The sequence below is a fragment of the Escherichia coli DSM 30083 = JCM 1649 = ATCC 11775 genome, from assembly GCF_003697165.2.
GTDB lineage: Bacteria > Pseudomonadota > Gammaproteobacteria > Enterobacterales > Enterobacteriaceae > Escherichia > Escherichia coli.
Genome location: NZ_CP033092.2, coordinates 78,364 through 99,441, shown reverse-complemented (window position 1 = coordinate 99,441; position 21,078 = coordinate 78,364). Strand labels below are relative to the sequence as shown.

At 46.0% G+C, this 21,078-nt stretch carries 20 protein-coding genes; 6 read left to right on the top strand and 14 right to left on the bottom strand.

Features of this window, described 5'->3' with window-relative positions; translation table 11 throughout:
- Positions 1-50: 50 nt before the first annotated feature.
- The gene (grxC, locus tag EAS44_RS01285) at positions 51-302 is read right to left on the bottom strand and encodes a glutaredoxin 3 (RefSeq protein WP_000024392.1); all 252 of its coding nucleotides are present in this window, start codon (positions 300-302) and stop codon (positions 51-53) included.
- Between the two features lie 140 nt (positions 303-442).
- The gene (gene yibN, locus EAS44_RS01280; RefSeq protein WP_001156181.1) at positions 443-874 is read right to left on the bottom strand and encodes a rhodanese-like domain-containing protein; all 432 of its coding nucleotides are present in this window, start codon (positions 872-874) and stop codon (positions 443-445) included.
- 244 nt (positions 875-1,118) lie between these two features.
- Here yibN and gpmM point away from each other — a divergent pair, with 244 nt between their 5' ends.
- The 3 genes from gpmM to yibQ are packed head-to-tail and all read left to right on the top strand — an operon-like array spanning position 1,119 to position 4,919.
- On the top strand, positions 1,119-2,663 hold the full coding sequence (gpmM, locus tag EAS44_RS01270; RefSeq protein WP_000116566.1) for a 2,3-bisphosphoglycerate-independent phosphoglycerate mutase: 1,545 nt from the start codon (positions 1,119-1,121) through the stop codon (positions 2,661-2,663).
- A 33-nt stretch (positions 2,664-2,696) separates the two neighbouring features.
- Positions 2,697-3,956: a murein hydrolase activator EnvC gene (gene envC, locus EAS44_RS01265; protein WP_000196261.1), complete on the top strand. Its 1,260-nt coding sequence runs from the start codon at positions 2,697-2,699 to the stop codon at positions 3,954-3,956.
- Positions 3,957-3,959: 3 nt separating this feature from the next.
- Complete coding sequence (gene yibQ, locus EAS44_RS01260) at positions 3,960-4,919, top strand: divergent polysaccharide deacetylase family protein (RefSeq protein WP_000483824.1); 960 nt, start codon at positions 3,960-3,962, stop codon at positions 4,917-4,919.
- On the opposite strand, the gene waaH is transcribed toward yibQ, so the two are convergent.
- The 3 genes from waaH to kbl form a co-directional block, all read right to left on the bottom strand.
- Complete coding sequence (waaH, locus tag EAS44_RS01255) at positions 4,906-5,940, bottom strand: UDP-glucuronate:LPS(HepIII) glycosyltransferase (RefSeq protein WP_000982107.1); 1,035 nt, start codon at positions 5,938-5,940, stop codon at positions 4,906-4,908. The genes yibQ and waaH overlap by 14 nt on opposite strands.
- Positions 5,941-6,178: 238 nt before the next feature.
- On the bottom strand, positions 6,179-7,204 hold the full coding sequence (gene tdh, locus EAS44_RS01250) for an L-threonine 3-dehydrogenase (RefSeq protein ID WP_000646018.1): 1,026 nt from the start codon (positions 7,202-7,204) through the stop codon (positions 6,179-6,181).
- A gap of 9 nt (positions 7,205-7,213) precedes the next feature.
- On the bottom strand, positions 7,214-8,410 hold the full coding sequence (kbl, locus tag EAS44_RS01245) for a glycine C-acetyltransferase (RefSeq protein WP_001213847.1): 1,197 nt from the start codon (positions 8,408-8,410) through the stop codon (positions 7,214-7,216).
- A gap of 213 nt (positions 8,411-8,623) precedes the next feature.
- On the opposite strand from kbl, the gene rfaD reads away from it, so the two are divergent.
- Genes rfaD through rfaC form a run of 3 tightly spaced genes read left to right on the top strand, consistent with a single transcriptional unit; the run spans position 8,624 to position 11,596 of the window.
- A complete protein-coding gene (gene rfaD / locus EAS44_RS01240) occupies positions 8,624-9,556 on the top strand; it encodes an ADP-glyceromanno-heptose 6-epimerase (protein WP_000587750.1) in 933 nt (310 codons plus the stop codon).
- A 9-nt stretch (positions 9,557-9,565) separates the two neighbouring features.
- Positions 9,566-10,612: an ADP-heptose--LPS heptosyltransferase RfaF gene (gene rfaF / locus EAS44_RS01235; protein WP_000699228.1), complete on the top strand. Its 1,047-nt coding sequence runs from the start codon at positions 9,566-9,568 to the stop codon at positions 10,610-10,612.
- Positions 10,613-10,615: 3 nt separating this feature from the next.
- The gene (gene rfaC, locus EAS44_RS01230; protein WP_001264593.1) at positions 10,616-11,596 is read left to right on the top strand and encodes a lipopolysaccharide heptosyltransferase RfaC; all 981 of its coding nucleotides are present in this window, start codon (positions 10,616-10,618) and stop codon (positions 11,594-11,596) included.
- Positions 11,597-11,665: 69 nt separating this feature from the next.
- Here the strand turns inward: rfaC and EAS44_RS01225 are convergent, their stop codons facing one another.
- From EAS44_RS01225 to rfaQ, 9 genes are all read right to left on the bottom strand, one after another.
- Complete coding sequence (locus tag EAS44_RS01225) at positions 11,666-12,919, bottom strand: O-antigen ligase family protein (RefSeq protein ID WP_001304976.1); 1,254 nt, start codon at positions 12,917-12,919, stop codon at positions 11,666-11,668.
- A 45-nt stretch (positions 12,920-12,964) separates the two neighbouring features.
- On the bottom strand, positions 12,965-13,948 hold the full coding sequence (locus tag EAS44_RS01220) for a glycosyltransferase family 2 protein (protein ID WP_000064025.1): 984 nt from the start codon (positions 13,946-13,948) through the stop codon (positions 12,965-12,967).
- Positions 13,949-14,029: 81 nt separating this feature from the next.
- Positions 14,030-15,058 (bottom strand): UDP-galactose--(galactosyl) LPS alpha1,2-galactosyltransferase, encoded by a 1,029-nt coding sequence (locus EAS44_RS01215; RefSeq protein ID WP_000364803.1) that lies wholly within the window; start codon positions 15,056-15,058, stop codon positions 14,030-14,032.
- A 25-nt stretch (positions 15,059-15,083) separates the two neighbouring features.
- A complete protein-coding gene (gene rfaY, locus EAS44_RS01210) occupies positions 15,084-15,776 on the bottom strand; it encodes a lipopolysaccharide core heptose(II) kinase RfaY (protein ID WP_000633082.1) in 693 nt (230 codons plus the stop codon).
- 9 nt (positions 15,777-15,785) lie between these two features.
- A complete protein-coding gene (locus tag EAS44_RS01205; protein WP_001001728.1) occupies positions 15,786-16,781 on the bottom strand; it encodes a glycosyltransferase family 8 protein in 996 nt (331 codons plus the stop codon).
- A 16-nt stretch (positions 16,782-16,797) separates the two neighbouring features.
- Positions 16,798-17,814, bottom strand: a complete 1,017-nt coding sequence (gene waaO, locus EAS44_RS01200) for a lipopolysaccharide 3-alpha-galactosyltransferase (RefSeq protein WP_001272757.1) — start codon at positions 17,812-17,814, stop codon at positions 16,798-16,800.
- A gap of 15 nt (positions 17,815-17,829) precedes the next feature.
- Positions 17,830-18,627, bottom strand: coding sequence for a lipopolysaccharide core heptose(I) kinase RfaP (gene rfaP / locus EAS44_RS01195; protein WP_001332292.1), 798 nt, complete (start codon positions 18,625-18,627; stop codon positions 17,830-17,832).
- A complete protein-coding gene (gene waaG / locus EAS44_RS01190) occupies positions 18,620-19,744 on the bottom strand; it encodes a glycosyltransferase family 4 protein (RefSeq protein ID WP_000634246.1) in 1,125 nt (374 codons plus the stop codon). Before waaG ends, rfaP begins: the two co-directional genes overlap by 8 nt.
- Positions 19,741-20,799: a lipopolysaccharide core heptosyltransferase RfaQ gene (gene rfaQ / locus EAS44_RS01185; protein ID WP_000360396.1), complete on the bottom strand. Its 1,059-nt coding sequence runs from the start codon at positions 20,797-20,799 to the stop codon at positions 19,741-19,743. Before rfaQ ends, waaG begins: the two co-directional genes overlap by 4 nt.
- Between the last annotated feature and the right edge of the window lie 279 nt (positions 20,800-21,078).

Here is a 21,078-nt window from a genome sequence, read left to right as displayed (position 1 = left end):
TTAAGTGTTGTCCTTAAAATACTGCGCAATGTAATGCCAACGTTCACACGTTATTTCAGCAGGGGATCCAGTCCACCACGTGCATCCAATGCATACAAGTCATCACAGCCACCAATGTGCTGTGCGTCAATAAAAATCTGTGGAACCGTAGTGCGACCGCTGCGTTTGATCATCTCTTCACGCTTAGCGGCATTGCCATCGATCGGCAACTCCTGAAAACTCACGCCCTTGCTGCTCAGCAGTGCTTTTGCACGATGGCAATACGGGCAGGTTTCTTTGGTATAGATTTCAACATTGGCCATAAATTAGCTCCTGTTTTTTACCCTGAAATTTCATGTTGCAGGGCGGCAGCAAAATGGAGTGTCCCCAGAAGCTTATATCAATAAGTCGCTGGGGGCCTAATTGCAGCTAACGGCCTGCATCATGAAAAACGGCAGGTAAATTATTTGCCGCGCACCAAAGGCAAGTTTTCGCCAGCCCAGCCAGCGACGCCTTCTTTCAGTACGAATACTTGCGCAAAACCAGCTTTCGTCAGCGCGTTTGCAGGCTCCTGGCACTGCATGCCAGAACCATCTACCACGATAACCGGTTTGTCTTTGTGCTTCTCAAGCTCACCAACATTGTTGGCTTTGATTTCGCTCGGCAACAGGTTGATAGAACCTGCGATATGGCCTTTACGGAAGTCATCACGCTGACGTAAATCCACAACCACAGCGTCTTCTTTGTTGATCAGACGCGTAGCTTCACCACGAGTAATCACCTTCACTTTCGAGGTCAGGCTCTTAAACGTAGTCACAAGAACCGCCACCAGTAACGCGATCCAGGCGATACTCAGTATGGGATGACGGCCAACAAATTGCATAATTTCTTGCATGGGGGGTAACAACTCCCGACGTAGTGATTAAAAAAACCAGGAAAGGAGTATACCTGCGCAGTGCGGCAAATACAGCCAGCGCGTTAACTGGAATGCAATTTTGCGGGGCGCTACGAAAAAAAAGCGTAAATCTGGCATCTGCTTGCCGCGAGCGGTCGTATATTTTGATCTTCAGAGGCTATTTTATCGATTCAGCTGTAGTAAAATTACGCAAATTTTGACTCTTGAGTATGAGGTTGTCGCAATGTCGGTTTCTAAAAAACCTATGGTACTGGTGATTCTGGATGGCTATGGCTATCGCGAAGAACAGCAGGATAACGCCATTTTTAGTGCTAAAACCCCGGTAATGGATGCACTGTGGGCCAATCGTCCGCATACCCTGATCGACGCTTCCGGTTTGGAAGTCGGTCTGCCTGACCGTCAGATGGGCAACTCCGAAGTAGGCCACGTTAACCTGGGTGCCGGCCGCATCGTGTATCAGGACCTGACTCGTCTGGACGTTGAAATCAAAGATCGCGCTTTCTTTGCTAATCCGGTGTTGACTGGTGCAGTAGATAAAGCGAAAAACGCAGGCAAAGCAGTACACATTATGGGTCTGCTCTCCGCAGGTGGTGTACACAGCCACGAAGATCACATCATGGCGATGGTAGAACTGGCAGCTGAACGCGGCGCAGAAAAAATCTACCTACACGCATTCCTTGACGGTCGCGACACTCCGCCGCGCAGTGCTGAATCCTCGCTGAAAAAATTCGAAGAGAAATTTGCCGCGCTGGGTAAAGGCCGCGTAGCGTCCATCATTGGTCGTTACTACGCGATGGACCGCGATAACCGTTGGGATCGCGTTGAAAAAGCTTATGACCTGCTGACTCTGGCGCAAGGTGAGTTCCAGGCCGATACCGCCGTTGCCGGTTTGCAGGCTGCTTATGCTCGCGACGAAAACGACGAGTTCGTGAAAGCGACCGTTATTCGTGCAGAAGGTCAGCCAGATGCGGCAATGGAAGACGGCGATGCGCTGATTTTCATGAACTTCCGTGCTGACCGCGCGCGTGAAATCACTCGTGCTTTCGTGAACGCTGATTTCGATGGCTTCGCGCGTAAGAAAGTGGTTAACGTCGATTTCGTGATGCTGACCGAATACGCTGCCGACATCAAAACCGCAGTGGCTTACCCACCCGCTTCCCTGGTTAACACCTTCGGCGAGTGGATGGCGAAAAACGACAAAACTCAGCTGCGTATTTCCGAAACCGAAAAATATGCCCACGTTACTTTCTTCTTCAACGGTGGCGTAGAAGAGTCGTTCAAAGGCGAAGATCGCATTCTGATCAACTCACCGAAAGTGGCTACCTACGATCTGCAACCGGAAATGAGCTCCGCAGAGCTGACCGAAAAACTGGTTGCGGCAATCAAGAGCGGCAAATACGACACCATTATCTGTAACTATCCGAACGGCGACATGGTAGGTCACACCGGGGTGATGGAAGCGGCGGTTAAAGCGGTTGAAGCGCTGGATCACTGCGTGGAAGAAGTCGCGAAAGCGGTTGAGTCCGTGGGTGGACAACTGCTGATCACCGCTGACCACGGTAACGCTGAACAGATGCGCGATCCGGCAACGGGTCAGGCACACACAGCACACACCAACCTGCCAGTTCCGCTGATTTACGTTGGTGATAAGAACGTGAAAGCGGTTGAAGGCGGCAAACTTTCTGACATCGCGCCGACCATGTTGTCGCTGATGGGTATGGAAATCCCGCAAGAGATGACTGGTAAGCCGCTGTTCATCGTGGAATAATCCCTCCCCATGAGGGGAAAGGCGATTAATACCATGACACGGGCCGTGAAACCGCGCAGGTTTGCAATCAGGCCCATCATCTACGCCAGCGTTCTGAGCGCTGGCGTATTGTTGTGCGCCTTTTCCGCCCACGCGGATGAGCGTGACCAACTCAAATCCATTCAGGCTGACATCGCCGCGAAAGAGCGCGCGGTACGCCAAAAGCAACAACAACGCGCAAGCCTGCTCGCACAATTGAAAAAGCAGGAAGAAGCGATCTCTGAAGCCACCCGTAAACTGCGCGAAACGCAAAACACGCTTAATCAACTGAATAAACAGATTGATGAGATGAACGCGTCGATTGCCAAACTAGAGCAGCAAAAAGCCGCCCAGGAGCGCAGCCTCGCCGCGCAACTGGATGCCGCGTTTCGTCAGGGTGAACATACCGGTATTCAGCTGATTCTCAGCGGTGAAGAAAGCCAGCGTGGGCAGCGGTTACAGGCTTATTTCGGCTATCTCAACCAGGCGCGACAAGAAACCATTGCTCAGTTGAAACAAACGCGTGAAGAAGTCGCTATGCAGCGTGCCGAACTGGAAGAGAAACAGAGCGAGCAACAAACGCTTTTATATGAGCAGCGCGCCCAACAGGCGAAGCTGACCCAGGCGTTGAGCGAGCGTAAGAAAACACTGGCAGGGCTGGAGTCTTCCATCCAGCAAGGTCAGCAACAGTTGAGCGAGCTGCGCGCCAACGAATCCCGTCTGCGTAACAGCATTGCCCGTGCGGAAGCCGCGGCGAAAGCGCGTGCTGAACGTGAAGCGCGCGAAGCCCAGGCGGTTCGCGACCGCCAGAAAGAAGCGACGCGCAAAGGCACCACCTACAAGCCGACCGAAAGCGAAAAATCGCTGATGTCCCGTACCGGTGGTCTGGGCGCACCGCGCGGTCAGGCATTCTGGCCAGTTCGCGGGCCGACGCTGCATCGCTATGGCGAACAGCTACAGGGTGAATTACGCTGGAAAGGGATGGTGATTGGTGCCTCTGAAGGTACTGAAGTTAAAGCGATTGCCGACGGCCGGGTGATTCTGGCTGACTGGCTGCAAGGCTACGGTCTGGTGGTGGTGGTTGAGCATGGTAAAGGCGACATGAGTCTTTACGGCTATAATCAGAGCGCACTGGTGAGCGTTGGTTCGCAGGTTCGCGCGGGCCAGCCAATTGCACTGGTGGGCAGCAGTGGCGGTCAGGGTCGGCCTTCACTCTATTTCGAAATTCGCCGCCAGGGTCAGGCGGTCAATCCACAGCCGTGGTTGGGAAGATAAGTTTTGTTTCCATTTCGTCGTAACGTTCTTGCATTTGCCGCTCTGTTGGCGCTCTCCTCCCCCGTAATTGCTGGCAAACTTGCCATCGTCATTGATGATTTTGGGTATCGCCCGCACAACGAAAACCAGGTGCTGGCGATGCCTTCCGCTATCTCCGTCGCTGTATTACCCGATTCACCGCACGCCAGAGAGATGGCGACCAAAGCACATAACAGCGGTCACGAAGTGTTGATTCATCTACCGATGGCACCACTGAGTAAACAGCCGCTGGAGAAAAATACGCTACGCCCGGAGATGAGCAGCGACGAAATTGAGCGCATTATTCGTAGTGCGGTCAATAACGTGCCCTATGCCGTGGGGATCAACAACCACATGGGCAGCAAGATGACCTCTAACCTGTTTGGTATGCAGAAAGTGATGCAGGCGCTGGAGCGTTACAATCTTTACTTCCTCGACAGCGTAACCATCGGTAATACCCAGGCGATGCGCGCCGCGCAAGGCACTGGCGTGAAGGTGATCAAACGGAAGGTGTTCCTCGACGATTCGCAAAATGAAGCGGACATCCGTATGCAATTTAATCGCGCAATTGACCTGGCACGTCGCAACGGTTCAACCATTGCCATTGGACATCCTCACCCTTCAACGGTACGCGTGCTACAACAGATGGTTTATAACCTGCCGCCAGACATTACGCTGGTGAAAGCCAGCAGCTTGTTGAATGAACCGCAGGTTGATACGTCTACACCGCCGAAAAACACTGTGCCCGACACACCGCGTAATCCATTCCGTGGCGTGAAGCTGTGCAAACCGAAGAAGCCGATAGAACCTGTTTATGCTAATCGCTTCTTTGAAGTATTAAGCGAAAGCATCAGCCAGAGCACGCTGATCGTTTACTTCCAGCATCAGTGGCAAGGCTGGGGCAAACAGCCCGAATCGGCAAAACTTAACGCTAGCGCAAATTAAAGGCGCTACGCGTAATGCGATGGTGCGACCGCGTTTTGTCGCGCCATTGCCATAAGCGGAAAGACCACAGTAACGCCTGGTAACCCACCTTCACGCTGCGCACATTGGTAATCAGGCGCTTATACATACCGGAAGTAAATATCTCAGCAATCATCCGTTGGCGGGTAATAATATCCGGCTCTTTGCGCACCGCATGGCAAACACGCAATGCTTCGTAAGTTATTTGCTGATGAAATTCCGGATAAATCGTAATTTTGTCGGCATAATTTCGATTTAATTTCTCCAGCAGGCGGGTAATCTTAATATAGTGACGTTGATAATTAAGGTTTTTATTCCCTTGTCTATGCAACCGACTCACTGACGTATTATGCAGATAATATTTATATAATGATTGCTCGGTATATCGCGCACGCAGCGCGTTAAACATAAATTCTGTTGTCCAGACAATATCCTGATGATGTAATCCGGCAATAAATTTAATGTTATTTTTAACAATAACATCGCGGCGATAAACCCCCATCCAGACCACGTGTGTCCAACGGCGGGAAGAAAGTCCCATCCGCAGCCAGTCCGGACCAGTTAATACACCGGTTGAGCGAAGGCGATCGGTAGGGATGGATTGCCAGGTTTCACCCGTTTCACGAAAACACCAATCAGCGTTGCACTGCGCCACGTCGAGGTCGTCCTCTAACGCCATGGTCATCAGCGTTTCGTACATGGTGGGATAGACCTCATCGTCAGCATCGACAAAAGCGACATATTTTCCCGTTGCCACTTCAATCCCACGATTACGCGCCACCGATGCGCCAGAATTCGCCTGATGCAACAAACGAACGTGCGGATAGTTTTCTGCGTAATGCTTTGCTATTTCAACAGAATTATCCGTTGAACCATCGTTAATAATAATGATTTCCAGAGCAGTCCATGTTTGCGTAATTAAAGATTCCATACAAGTGCGGAAATCATCGCCCGCATTATATAACGGAATAATAACACTAAGTTTATTGGTGCTGTTCATCATAAATTACCGACGACCTCTGAAGTTATCCTGACGTTTTACAGGCTTTGTATTAAGAAACTATTAAGCCTGTGAGATATTATTTTTACCGGTGAGAGAGTCACGTCAGGGTAGAGAGATAATGAGAGCAGCTATATAAGAGATCAGCGCAATTACGATATCTTGATTACACTGACAGGATTTTACATATTTAACGGATTATCCTCAGGCAAAAGGGCTGGAATACCAGCCCTTGTTCGTGTTAATCCCAGCTCAGAATAACTTTCCCGGACTGGCCCGAACGCATAGCGTCAAAGCCCTTCTGGAAATCATCGATAGAGAAACGATGGGTAATGATCGGCGAGAGATCGAGGCCAGACTGAATCAGCGCCGCCATCTTGTACCAGGTTTCAAACATCTCACGACCGTAAATACCTTTAATGAACAAGCCTTTAAAGATTACTTTGGTCCAGTCGATAGACATATCGGACGGTGGAATACCCAGCATCGCAATACGACCGCCGTGGTTCATGGTGTCGAGCATGGTACGAAACGCTGGCGGCGCACCGGACATTTCCAGACCGACATCAAAGCCTTCGGTCATGCCCAGTTCTGTCATCACATCATTAAGGTTTTCTTTAGCGACGTTAACCGCACGGGTGATACCCATTTTGCGTGCCAGCTCAAGGCGGTATTCGTTAACATCAGTGATCACCACATTGCGTGCACCAACGTGTTTCGCCACCGCCGCAGCCATAATACCTATCGGACCTGCACCAGAGACCAGCACATCCTCGCCAACCAGATCGAACGACAGCGCGGTATGCACAGCGTTACCGAAGGGATCAAAAATGGAAGCCAGGTCGTCGGAGATATTGTCCGGGATTTTGAAGGCGTTGAACGCCGGAATCACCAGATACTCGGCGAAGCAGCCCGGACGGTTAACACCGACGCCGATCGTGTTGCGGCACAGATGGGTACGACCGCCACGACAGTTGCGACAGTGACCGCAGGTGATATGGCCTTCGCCAGAAACGCGATCGCCAATCTTGAAGCCTTTCACTTCCTGACCAATACCTACCACTTCACCGACATATTCATGGCCCACGACCATCGGCACCGGGATGGTTTTTTGCGACCACTCATCCCAGTTATAGATGTGAACGTCAGTCCCGCAGATGGCTGTTTTACGGATTTTAATCAGCAGATCGTTATGCCCGAGTTCCGGTACAGGAACGTCGGTCATCCAGATGCCCTCTTCCGCTTTCAGTTTGGATAACGCTTTCATCTCACACCCTCAGGCGATAACGCCCAGTTGTTTACCAATACGCGTGAATGCTTCTACTGCACGCGTAATTTGCTCAGGGGTATGCGCCGCAGACATCTGGGTACGAATACGCGCCTGACCTTTAGGAACGACCGGATAGAAGAAACCGGTGACGTAAATGCCCTCTTTTTGCAGCTCACGGGCAAATTTCTGCGCCACTACCGCATCGCCAAGCATGACGGGAATAATGGCGTGATCGGCTCCCGCCAGGGTAAAGCCCGCCGCCGACATTTGCTCACGGAACTGACGCGCGTTCGCCCACAGACGGTCACGCAGCTCGCTACCCGCTTCGACCATCTCCAGTACTTTGATGGATGCGGCGACAATCGCTGGTGCCAGCGAGTTGGAGAACAGGTACGGACGAGAACGCTGGCGCAGCCACTCAACCACTTCTTTGCGCCCCGCGGTATAACCACCAGAAGCCCCGCCCAACGCTTTACCCAACGTACCGGTAATGATGTCTACACGCCCCATCACATCGCAGTATTCATGGGAACCACGACCATTTTCACCGACAAAACCGACCGCGTGGGAGTCGTCTACCATCACCAGGGCATCGTATTTATCTGCCAGATCGCAAACGCCCTTCAGGTTGGCAATCACGCCGTCCATCGAGAACACACCATCGGTGGCAATCAGCACATGACGCGCACCGGCTTCACGCGCTTCTTTCAGACGTGCTTCCAGCTCCTGCATATCGTTGTTGGCATAACGATAGCGTTTGGCTTTACACAGACGCACACCATCAATAATAGACGCGTGGTTCAGTGCGTCGGAGATAATGGCGTCCTCCGCGCTCAGCAGCGTTTCAAACAGGCCGCCGTTAGCATCAAAGCAGGAAGAGTAGAGAATCGCATCTTCCATCCCCAGGAAGGCCGCCAGTTTTTGTTCAAGCTCTTTATGGCTGTCCTGAGTGCCGCAAATAAAACGCACCGAAGCCATGCCGAAACCGTGAGAATCCATTCCCGCCTTTGCCGCCGCAATCAGATCCGGATGATTCGCCAGTCCGAGATAGTTGTTGGCACAAAAGTTAATGACGTGGCTTCCATCAGCCACAGTGATATCTGCTTGCTGCGCAGACGTAATAATGCGCTCTTCTTTAAACAACCCTTCCGCCCGTGCGGTTTCCAGATCGTTGGTTAACTGCTGATAAAATTCTCCACGCATTGCGATTCTCCAGACAGGGCAAATTCCAGCACATATTACCCAAACTTATAGGTCGCGACGAGATGACGCGTTAACACTTCTGCAAAATTCAGGATAAATAACGTCCAGCCCCCTCACTTTTGGTGAATGGCTGAAGCCAACGTCATGTAGTGATATGATAGAAGTATTCGTGTCTGAGATTGTCTCTGACTCCATAATTCGAAGGTTACAGTTATGATCATCGTTACCGGCGGCGCGGGCTTTATCGGAAGCAACATCGTTAAAGCCCTGAATGATAAAGGCATCACCGATATTCTGGTGGTGGACAACCTGAAAGACGGCACCAAGTTTGTGAACCTGGTGGATCTGGATATCGCGGACTATATGGATAAGGAAGACTTCCTGATCCAGATTATGGCTGGCGAAGAGTTCGGCGATGTCGAAGCGATTTTCCACGAAGGCGCGTGCTCTTCCACCACCGAGTGGGACGGCAAGTATATGATGGATAACAACTATCAATACTCCAAAGAGCTGCTGCACTACTGTCTGGAGCGCGAAATCCCGTTCCTGTATGCCTCTTCCGCAGCCACTTACGGTGGACGCACCTCCGACTTTATTGAATCCCGCGAATATGAAAAACCGTTGAATGTCTACGGTTACTCAAAATTCCTGTTTGATGAATATGTTCGCCAAATCCTGCCTGAAGCGAACTCACAGATTGTTGGCTTCCGTTATTTCAACGTTTATGGACCGCGTGAAGGCCATAAAGGCAGCATGGCGAGCGTCGCTTTCCATCTCAACACCCAGCTTAATAACGGTGAATCACCGAAGCTGTTCGAAGGTAGCGAGAACTTTAAACGTGACTTCGTCTATGTGGGCGACGTGGCAGATGTAAACCTGTGGTTCCTGGAAAATGGCGTTTCCGGCATCTTCAACCTCGGCACCGGTCGTGCGGAATCCTTCCAGGCAGTAGCAGATGCTACGCTTGCTTATCACAAGAAAGGCCAAATCGAATACATTCCGTTCCCGGATAAACTGAAAGGCCGCTACCAGGCGTTCACTCAGGCAGATCTGACGAATCTGCGCGCGGCGGGTTACGATAAACCGTTCAAAACCGTTGCCGAAGGCGTAACGGAATACATGGCCTGGCTGAATCGTGACGCATAAGAGCTCTGCATGAAAATACTGGTGATCGGCCCGTCTTGGGTTGGCGACATGATGATGTCGCAAAGTCTCTATCGCACGCTCCAGGCGCGCTATCCCCAGGCGATAATCGACGTGATGGCACCGGCATGGTGCCGTCCATTATTATCGCGGATGCCGGAAGTTAACGAAGCGATCCCTATGCCTCTCGGTCACGGAGCGCTGGAAATCGGCGAACGCCGCAAACTGGGTCATAGTCTGCGTGAAAAGCGCTACGACCGCGCCTACGTCTTACCTAACTCCTTCAAATCCGCATTAGTGCCTTTCTTCGCAGGTATTCCTCATCGCACCGGCTGGCGCGGCGAGATGCGCTACGGTTTACTCAACGATGTACGCGTGCTCGATAAAGAAGCCTGGCCGCTAATGGTGGAACGCTATGTCGCGCTGGCCTATGACAAAGGTATTATGCGTACCGCACAAGATCTGCCGCAGCCATTGTTATGGCCGCAGTTGCAGGTGAGCGAAGGTGAAAAATCATATACCTGTAATCAATTTTCGCTTTCATCAGAACGTCCGATGATTGGTTTTTGCCCGGGTGCGGAGTTTGGTCCGGCAAAACGCTGGCCACACTACCACTATGCGGAGCTGGCAAAGCAGCTGATTGATGAAGGTTATCAGGTGGTTCTGTTTGGCTCGGCGAAAGATCATGAGGCGGGCAATGAGATTCTTGCCGCTTTGAATACAGAGCAGCAGGCATGGTGTCGGAATCTGGCGGGAGAAACACAGCTTGATCAAGCGGTTATCCTGATTGCAGCCTGTAAAGCCATTGTTACTAACGATTCTGGTCTGATGCACGTTGCGGCGGCGCTCAATCGTCCGCTGGTTGCCCTGTATGGACCAAGCAGCCCGGACTTCACACCACCGCTATCCCATAAAGCACGCGTGATCCGCCTGATTACCGGCTATCACAAAGTGCGTAAAGGTGACGCTGCGGAGGGTTATCACCAGAGCTTGATCGACATTACTCCCCAGCGCGTACTGGAAGAACTCAACGCGCTATTGTTACAAGAGGAAGCCTGACGGATGCGGGTTCTGATCGTTAAAACATCGTCGATGGGCGATGTTCTCCACACGCTGCCCGCACTCACTGATGCCCAGCAGGCAATCCCAGGGATTAAGTTTGACTGGGTGGTGGAAGAAGGGTTCGCACAGATTCCTTCCTGGCACGCTGCCGTTGAGCGAGTTATTCCTGTGGCAATACGTCGCTGGCGTAAAGCCTGGTTCTCGGCTCCCATAAAAGCTGAACGCAAAGCGTTTCGTGAAGCGCTACAAGCAAAGAACTATGACGCAGTTATCGACGCCCAGGGGCTGGTAAAAAGCGCGGCGCTGGTGACGCGTCTGGCGCATGGCGTAAAGCATGGAATGGACTGGCAAACCGCTCGCGAACCGTTAGCCAGCCTGTTTTACAATCGTAAACATCATATTGCAAAACAGCAGCACGCCGTAGAACGCACCCGCGAACTGTTTGCCAAAAGTCTGGGCTATAGCAAACCACAAACCCAGGGCGATTATGCTATCGCACAGCATTTCCTGACGAACCTGCCTACAGATGCTGGCGAATATGCCGTATTTCTTCATGCAACAACCCGAGATGATAAACACTGGCCGGAAGAACACTGGCGAGAATTGATTGGTTTACTGGCTGATTCAGGAATACGGATTAAACTTCCGTGGGGCGCGCCGCATGAGGAAGAACGGGCGAAACGACTGGCGGAAGGATTTGCTTATGTTGAAGTATTGCCGAAGATGAGTCTGGAAGGCGTTGCCCGCGTACTGGCCGGGGCTAAATTTATAGTGTCGGTGGATACGGGGTTAAGCCATTTAACGGCGGCACTGGATAGACCCAATATCACGGTTTATGGACCTACCGATCCGGGATTAATTGGTGGGTATGGGAAGAATCAGATGGTTTGTAGGGCTCCGGGGAATGAGTTGTCTCAATTGACAGCAAATGCTGTTAAGCAATTCATTGAAGAAAACGCTGAAAAAGCTGCCATGATTTAAATTACAACTCTTTAATAGATAATTTTGAAATAAAATCAGCTTCCTTGCTGATTTTATTTCACATATTCATTACTTATCTAATAAACATTGGTCCGATTGTACTTTAAAATAAGCACAAAGCAATATTATGGTGACAAACACAGCAGTCGGAACCGGTTTAGAAAAGAGTATTACATCACTTAGGCCTACTACCAGTAGTGAAAAAAGCAAGATTAAAATATAAGGTTCTTTAGCAGTTCTTAAGGCATATATGAATATTGCTGAAAAGGCTAAAATTGTTAATGCTACTCCAGGAATACCACGCGTTGATAACGTATCTATGAGATCGTTATGCAAATGAGAATCTACAAAGGGTAAAGCACCACTTAATCTAGGCTCTTTCTCTTCTAGTTCATGTATTTTTTCCGCACGTTTTTCCAGTGATTGTCCTATTGGAGAATATGTTTTTAAACCAACTTCATACATTGCCAGACGGGCACCGACTGAAGTTCTGGTGTTATCATGCGAATAATTAACTAAATCCCTATTTAAGTCATTCATTCTCGTAAGTAATGTATCTTTAAAAGAAAATACACCTGCTAATAATGCAATCGCAATAAAACAATATAACTTATAATTAATTCGCTTATTAATATAACTATCCATTACGATTAATAGTAACGCAAAGAATGGAAACACTAATATGGCTGCACGCGTTTCAGTTACTATAACAGCACATAAGCTAAGCATGAAGTTAATTGTATATAATGTTGTTTTATGTCTAAAGTCGGATTTTAAAATGAGAATTGATGCCAGTAAAGAAGGGAAAAGGATGATGTAGCCTGCTGTTGTAGCGTGGGAAGCTGATAATGCAACACGGTCGACGTTTAAATAGAAATGTTGCCACATGGCATGCGCAAAAAAAAGTAACTGCGTTGCCAAGGATGCGAACAGAATTAGTTTCCCAAATTTTATTTTGGTTCTCATCTCATCTTTAGCAAAAAGAACTAAGAAAATAAAAGCACTACACAAGGCAATTTTTCCAGTTTCCATTGGGCCACGATATGCATTGGTATAAACCGAGCCTGAAACTTTATAATGTGAATACCAGATGATATTAACGATACCCAAAAGACATAATGAGATGAAAATTAACAAAGTAGGATTATTAGTTATTGTTTTTTTTGGTGTCGCTAGAAAATATAATGCAGATATAATTCCAGCTGCATGAAGAAACTTTGTTGCAACATCATCCCACAAAGACAAAGTCATTAAAGACAACATACATAATATGAGAATTAAAGACTTGACACCAGAGTTAATTTCATTCCAACAAAACGACATATAATTTCAACCTATGCTACGAGGATGGGTTATTTAATGCAAGACCTAACGTTTATTCTTTTTTCTATTTACCAGTCTTACCATCCTCCAGAGAATATAGTTTTTTGATGCTAATATCTTTGCTCGCCTCTTATCTCTCTTGCCAAGAAGATTACAATCTTTCAATTCTTTTTCATTGCTTTCAACTAATTGATTTAATAATTCAAAATCGCCATTAAGTAGAACATTCCATAAATAACGAGTTTTATGATAAGTTCTATTTTTACTCAATAATGTATGAATTTCTTCTTTCCGGTTACCTTTGTATAACTGCATCACAGAAGAGTAGATTCTTTCGTGCGCAAATGACTCATGTCGATAATGAGTGATGGTTCTACATGAGTTCATTAAGGAATTTTCTCTATAGTTATGCTTATACATATAATATGGAACCGCATACATATCGCATGTAATTAGCAGTCGATAGATAAAATCCAGATCTTCTCCTAGTCGTAAATCTTCATCAAAAAAAAGATTATTATCTTCCAGGAGTTGTTTTCTTATAAACAAGCATCCTATATGGAATCTGACCTTTTTATAAAAAAAATCGAAAAGTAAAGACCCTTCATTAAAATCTGTATTTATAGGTGAGTAAGTAACACCATTTTTTATATGATGGCCATAAAGCCCACAATAAATCGCATCCCCTCCCGTCTCATGTTGTCTGGAATACATCTTCAGCAGATAGTTAGGATCTATCTCATCATCATCATCCATAAAACATATAAACTGTCCTTGCGCCTTGCGGATACCTGTATTCCTGGCAGACGAAACACCGCCATTTTCTTTATTGATAATAATTAATCGAGAGTGGGTTAACCCATACTCTCTCAAAACACTTGATGTGTTATCTTTAGAACCATCATTAACAATAACAATTTCAAAATTTGGGTAAGTTTGTTTTTCTAATTTCGTTAGAGTTTCAGTAATGTAATCAGATGAATTATACGTCGGTATTATTATGGATACTAAAGGGTAATCATTGCTCATCGTGTTCTCTTGCCTGAACTAATAAAATATTATAGTACTCATCCTTAATTATTATTGTAACTCAGACATCCATGATTTTTATTATTGCCCAAATAGTTTTCTTTTATACTTATTTAATTTGAATTTAATGAAGTAAATAAAAGCGTTAAACGTATCACCATTTTTCTTTGCATGTTGGTATTTCACTTGATACTGCTTTTCATTCGTGGCTGGAATAAACGCCACATCATTCCAGCAAGAAACCTGATAAGCCTCATTAAAATACTTCTGGCAGGGATAATTCGTCCAGTCGTTCCAGGGCTTCGTTACGCCAACATAATGAATCAGCTTAGTATCATCGGTAATGGTCTTTTTATAATCTTCATCGCTTTTATTTTTTAACTCATAGTCAATGCCATAAAAGCAATCATAATCGCCGCTAATAAAAATACAATGACTAAAGAACAGAATATTTAAAATATCCTGATCAAGGCATTTATATTTCGTGTGCTGCGGGTCACTTGCCAGCATAGCAATGGCTTTATTCATAAAATCATTTTTCGCCCATGCTTCAAGCTGCAGATATACTACACCGGCGTTGAAATAATTCCCTGGAAGTCCCTCTATAGCCAGACGCTTCGCAGGTTTTTCCTGCATAAAAGGCACATCTTTAATAACAGCCGCGAACTTATCGCCATCAAAATTAATATCAAGCAATCCAGCTAATGAGCCTTTACATATGACATCAGCATCGATATATAACAGATTTTCAATAGTTTCACTCAGATACTGGAACGCAACTAAACGGAAGAATGTTGCATAAGACCACTGTTTCAGGCTGGGGAAGATATCAATAAAGGCACTGGATACTTTATAAATTCTTACTTCAACGTTAGCATTTTTGCTGGTAAAAGCATTAACACGTTGTAGATAATCTTCATCAATGTAGTCAGTAAAGAGATGAAACTTAACCGCAAGGTCCGGGTTATGCATAACAACTGATTGCATAGATACTGCCGCACCAAATAAAAAGTTGCGGTCAATACCGTAAGCGATATTTAACACACGATCGGTGTTAGCAATTTCCCCAGAGACAGCGACTTCAGTAATACTCTCAGCTAATAAATCCATGTTGGTTCCGTTTTGACTGTGTGGTTTACGCTTTGCCTTTTAATTTTTTAATAAATTTGCGTAGTTTGGTTCTGTAGATTACTGAATAGTAGCCATAATCTTTTATTTCGTTGGCAATACCCAGGTGACGTTCCATGGCCAGACGATCACGGGCTTTCCGCTCTGCCGTACAGCTTTTACCGGAGAGGTCAATTATCCTGACACCATCTTTACTAACGATAAAGTTACCCCGGTGTGGGTCGCCCGATAGCATATTTAAGGCATGCAATTTTTCCATTGAAGCCTTAATTTCTGCTTTAACATCTTCTGGAATAATCGGCATATCATTGAGCTCTACGCCCTCGACATACTCGATAAGCATGATAAAAACACTGGCATAGTTGAAAATTTTACGCTCAGCCAGAAAATAAAAATCATTAGGAAAAGTAAGACCTGCACTTCTGACACGATCGGTTTCAACGATCAAATTCTGATAGTAGTCACCTTTTACAAAAGATTTTAAAAAACGTTCATTCCTTTTCGTTTTCGGGGCAAAGACTTTAAAAACATAGCGACCATATTTCGTATCAATCAACGATACTTTGGTATCATCAATATTACGTAATACTTTTACTGTTTTAAAATTATAGGCCAGTATTTCATCAAAGATTTCTTTATATTTATTATCGTTATCTTTGTAATAAAATGAGAAGCCGCGATAGCGTATACTTGTAATCATAAGAGTAATTTATTTCTTAAGCTTGTACTTAATTAATGAAGTTATACCTTTAATATACTCACCATGGGCAAACAGATGCTTATATTGTTTCTGCATTTCTGCAACAGTCCGCGCCTCTTTAAGAGGATATTTCTTCCAGGGAGATTGTTCACGCGCGATATTAAAGTATGATGCAGACGGATATCCAGCCCAGCTATGCCATGGTTTAGTTATCCCTGTATAGTGAATCAATACTGTTTTATCGGTAATGGTTTGCTGATACTTTCGATGACTACGATCATGAAGTTCGTTTTTCAGGGTATAAATAGTATCAAAATCCTTCGCGAGGTAGATATTATTCATATTAAATGCGATATTCAACGCATCCTGATCTAAATATTTAAGAGAGCCATATTTAGTTTCCCCTCGTAAAAGCGTGAGTAAATACGGTGTCAAATTTGCTTCATGCCATTTTTTAAGATTGACATAGATAACGCCTGCATTGAAATAACGTCCATTCATTTCGGGAATGTTAAGACGTTTTGCACATGCCGCCTGAGTACTATCATTGTCAGGAATAACCGCAGCAAACTCATCTTTAAATATAATTTTTGTGAGAGGTTTCAGACTTCCTTTACAAACGACATCGGCATCCAGATACAGCAGTGTGGAAATACTTTCACTCAGATATTCAAAGGACAATACCCTGAAGTATGTCGCGTACGACCAAAACTGTGACGTCGGCAGATCAGCAAAGTATTTTGGGTCAATTAAATATACAATAATTGAGGTATTAAATTGTTTTGCTGTTTCATTAAATGACTTTAAATAATCATCATCCACATAATCAGTGAAAACATGAAAGACAAAATTAATATCTGAATTATTAATCAAAACGGAAGAAATTGAAACGCCAGCACCATACAAAAAATTCTTATCGATACCGTAGGAAACATTTAGCTCTGGGGCGTTTTCTTTTTTATTATCTGCTAAATACGAAAACCGTTCTTTTATAAATTCATTCATTTAACTTTTCTCAATATCATTTTATTATCTTTAAATAAAAATAATAAATATAATTCATTATCCCGTTAATTGGTTTGTTTTGTTTAAAATTATGCTTAGCGCAATAACGAGCATAATTTGAGTTAACTGGCCGCATTAACGGTTCATTTTTCCAGGGCGATGCTTCTTTGGCTTTGATAAAAGGTTGCGCACTTGGATAACCGGCCCAGTAATGCCAGGGTTTTGTCGGGCCGACATAATGAATTAATACGGTTTCATCATTAATTGGACAAACAAATGATTTTTTTAATTCATAATTTAAACTAAATTGCGTATTGTATTTAGCATCAATGAATTTAACTTTCCCTAACAGGATAAGATTAAGGATATCTTGATCCATATAGGTTAAACGGGAAACGATGGCTTTATCAGCAAGCATCGACATCGCTTTAGCAGAAACGGACTCCTGCGCCCACGCTAGTGTATTAATTAACAGGACACCTGAATTAAAGTAACCCTTTTCAAGTTCATTACACTGCAGACTTTGACCCCGTAACGACCACCAGTTAGCATCGCGTTCAGTAACAACAGCAGCAACGTTATTGGCAAGATCCATTGTTATCAGCGGCTTTAAGTTTCCCTGACAGGCGATATCAGCATCCAGGTACAGGATCTTATCTTGTTGATCAATAAAGTAATCTGCAATTACAAAACGGAAATACATGGCAATAGACCAATTTTTGGTCGTCGGTAATGCCTTAAGCCGTTCACAATTCACCAGATGGATCTGGATACAGGTATGATAGCTTTTCGCTAATTGGGATAAACGCTGGATATCGGCTTCAGGGATATCATCAATAAAAACGTGGAAGACAAAACTCACGTCGTTGTTATGTAACAAAACTGACGTGATTGAAACACCACAACCAAAAAGAAAGTTCTGATCAATGCCATAAGCAACATGGAATGATGATGCCACTGACGCCTCTGGGCTTTCATCGAAGATGATTGTCTTATTGATCATCTCTTGTGGATTAAAATAGTGGGCACTCATATTTCTCTCCGGAAATTACAACGATTTTCGAATCGTTCTTTCCCTGATTTTTGTGGCTTTTTCTTCTGCTTGCGACAGCAGCCCTTGTTCCTGCTTGATAATGTCTTTAAGCGGGGCGACAAAATACACTTTCATAAACCGCCAGATATCCCGCTGAGTCAGGCCAATATTCATCGAAGAAAAATAAAGTCCAATAAGATCTTTATCCCGCCAACGACGCGGTACTTTTGCACGTATCTGCGCCCGGTGCAGGTCAATTACTGAAATTTTTAACACCTCTTCCTTACCGGAAAAAGGCAAGTGCAGCAGGAAATGACAGATATAACAGTCACGGTGGTTAATGCCCGCAGCATGCATATCGCGCACCATCGTCGCGACACGCTTAATAAGCATACGCTTTACGCGAACATCTGGTGGGTTGGTCGCCCAGTCAGCACAGTAATCTTCCAGACTGATGGTTGGTGTCAGATCTTCGGTAATAATAAACGAGGTTCTGGTCAGCGGATTAATGCCTTTTTCGCCGAATGCCACCCCATACATAGTATCAACGCCGACATCCCGCAGTCGATGAATCGCATTCCATTCGCGGTCTGCGCCTAATACTGGCATCCGCAATGAGAGTAAATTTTTGATTATCTCTTTCAGGGTCGTGCCGCGATGCCATTTGAGAAAATAGCTTTTGCCCGCCATTTCAAAGCGCAGAGTGCGGCGAGTTTCCAGTTCACGAAATACCTCACCCTGCAAGGTTTTAACTTCCTCAAAAGGATCTTTACCGCGCCATAACGTGGCAAACGGCTCTTTAAGTTCAACCATCCAGACCACCCGTTATGATGTCCGCCGCTTTCTCTGGCAGACTGTATAAATCTTGTGTATCAGCATAATGTCGCGCATTTTCCGCCCATGCCTGGCGCAATGAAGATTGCGTTAACGCTTTGCGTAAAATCTCATTCAATGTTTCCTGGCGGAATGGCTCAGCAATAGCCTCGCCGCAATTGGCGTCGACAATATAATGCGCATAGCCACAAACGGCTGTTGTTAGTACCGGTAATCCTGCAGTTATCGCTTCCAGCAGTACAATTCCCGCGGCTTCCTGGTAGGCAGGATGAAGTAATAAATCCGCCGCTGCCATTAATTCCGAGACATCGTTGCGCCCCGAGAAGAAGTGAACATTACTGCGCACGCCGCGTTTTTCTGCCAGCGCCTCAAATTTTCGCGGTTTATCCTGCCCAACAACATATAGTAATGTGTTGTGGCGCAGCGAATCCGGTAACGAAGCAAGTGCTTCAATGGAACGATCGACACCTTTACGCGTGAAGTCTGAACCAACCTGCAACAATAAATATTGTTGTTCGGTTATTCCATTCTTCTTACGGAAGATTTCACGGCTATTGGCTGGCTGCTGGCTATATTTACGATCAGGATAAATCCCCGGAGGCAGAATATGAAAACGCTCCGCTTCAGTCTGATAATGTTTCTGGAAATCGGCGATTTGCTTATCTGTCAGCATCAGCAGCTGTGTCGGCTTGCCCTGTTCGAAGGTTGCCCGCTCAAAGGCGGCATAATGGCGATAACGTGACGTCAGGCGATAGAAAAAGCCTTTTTCCTGCGCTACTTTCTCGGCATAGCAAACATCAGCGGCATAATAAACGTCCAGCCCCGGCATTTTGTTGAATCCAACGACTTTATCGACGGGATGTTCGCGTAAATGTTTTTGCACCCAGGCAAAATACTCCGCATTGCGCCCGTGATTGGTATGCGATTTAACCGGCACTTTGATCAGTTCAAATACATCAGGGCATTCGCCTTCCCACGACTGGGTATAAACCCGAACATGATGACCTCGGGCGGCGACTGTCTGAGCAATACGCATAAAATCGCGCTGCAAACCGCCAAAGGGAAAATATTTATATAAACAAAAAGCAACGATCATAACGACGTACCTGTCGTGGAGGAGGGCAGTAATTTATCGACAGCAGCAATGACATCTGCCGCCGGAATAACCGAAAGATACATCTCATTTCGGTCACGCTGATCGCGCGTTGGCATTTCCCGGTAATCTCCCGCCCAGAATTGAATCATGTTATTTGACCAGGGACGCCAGAAAATATGGTCTGTCGCACCAAACAGCGATATCAGCGGCGTATTAACTGCAGCGGCAATATGCGCCGGTGCGGAATCAACGCCAATAAACAGCTGGGCATGATCGATTAACGCACCAAGTTCCGGGAAGGTCACCTTTCCGGCCAGCGCCGTTACTGGTAGCGTCTGGCATCCCTGGGCAATTTCATTGACGCAGGCCAGATCGTCTTTATCTGGGCCGGACGTCAGAACGACTTCATAACCACGAGCATGTAAGGCATCAATCACAGCGGAAAACTTGGCGTTGTCCCAGCATTTGAAGATTTGCCGCGCCGTAGGTTGGATAACCACATAATTTTGTCCAACACCTGCATGATCAAGTTCGCGACGCATACGTTTCCAGCTTGCAGGCGGGTAACTCATGGTTGTCTGCTTCACCAACGATTCAAGTCCCAATGGCGTCAGCACGGATAAGTTACTTTCCACCACATTTCCACCCTGCAACGGCACCAAATGAGTGAAACTATTACGCCAAAAAGCAGACTGCCGATGATGATAATCCTGGGAAATTTTCACACGGGCATTTAATAAACGAACCAGTATAGCAATCATCCATTGATCGGTAAGATTAACGATAAGGTCATACTTATTGGCACGTAATACCTTGATGAGATGAAAAAAGTTGGCAATTTTTTCTGAGGCTTTTGCTTTTTTATTTTTTATGCCGTAGAGCGCGTTAATCTCTGGATTTTCAGACAGGATCGGGATGGTGTCCTGATAAAGCAGCACATCGATTTTTGCGTCAGGGTAATTTTTTTTCAGCGAACTAATGACGGGAGTAGTTAATAACATATCCCCATGAAAACGCATCTTAATGAGCAAAATTCTTCGAAATGGCTTATCCACAAGTAACTCTTTTTGTTGAGATTATCCGATTAAGGTGAAGCAGAAAAAGCACGCTACCGCCCCAGGCTCAACAGCTACCTGAATACTGATACCGCACTGATATTGACGCGCTAGTGTATCACTTCTTTCGCGGCAATCCGACTCGAATGATTTTTAAGCACATTGTTGATTTTCAATAAAGAAATCAATCAAATAAAATCATTAGCAACCATATTCTTTTACTGTTGCTCTGCGATTCCTTCCTGCACGTACTGCAGAAATCAATGAATCGCATAAAAA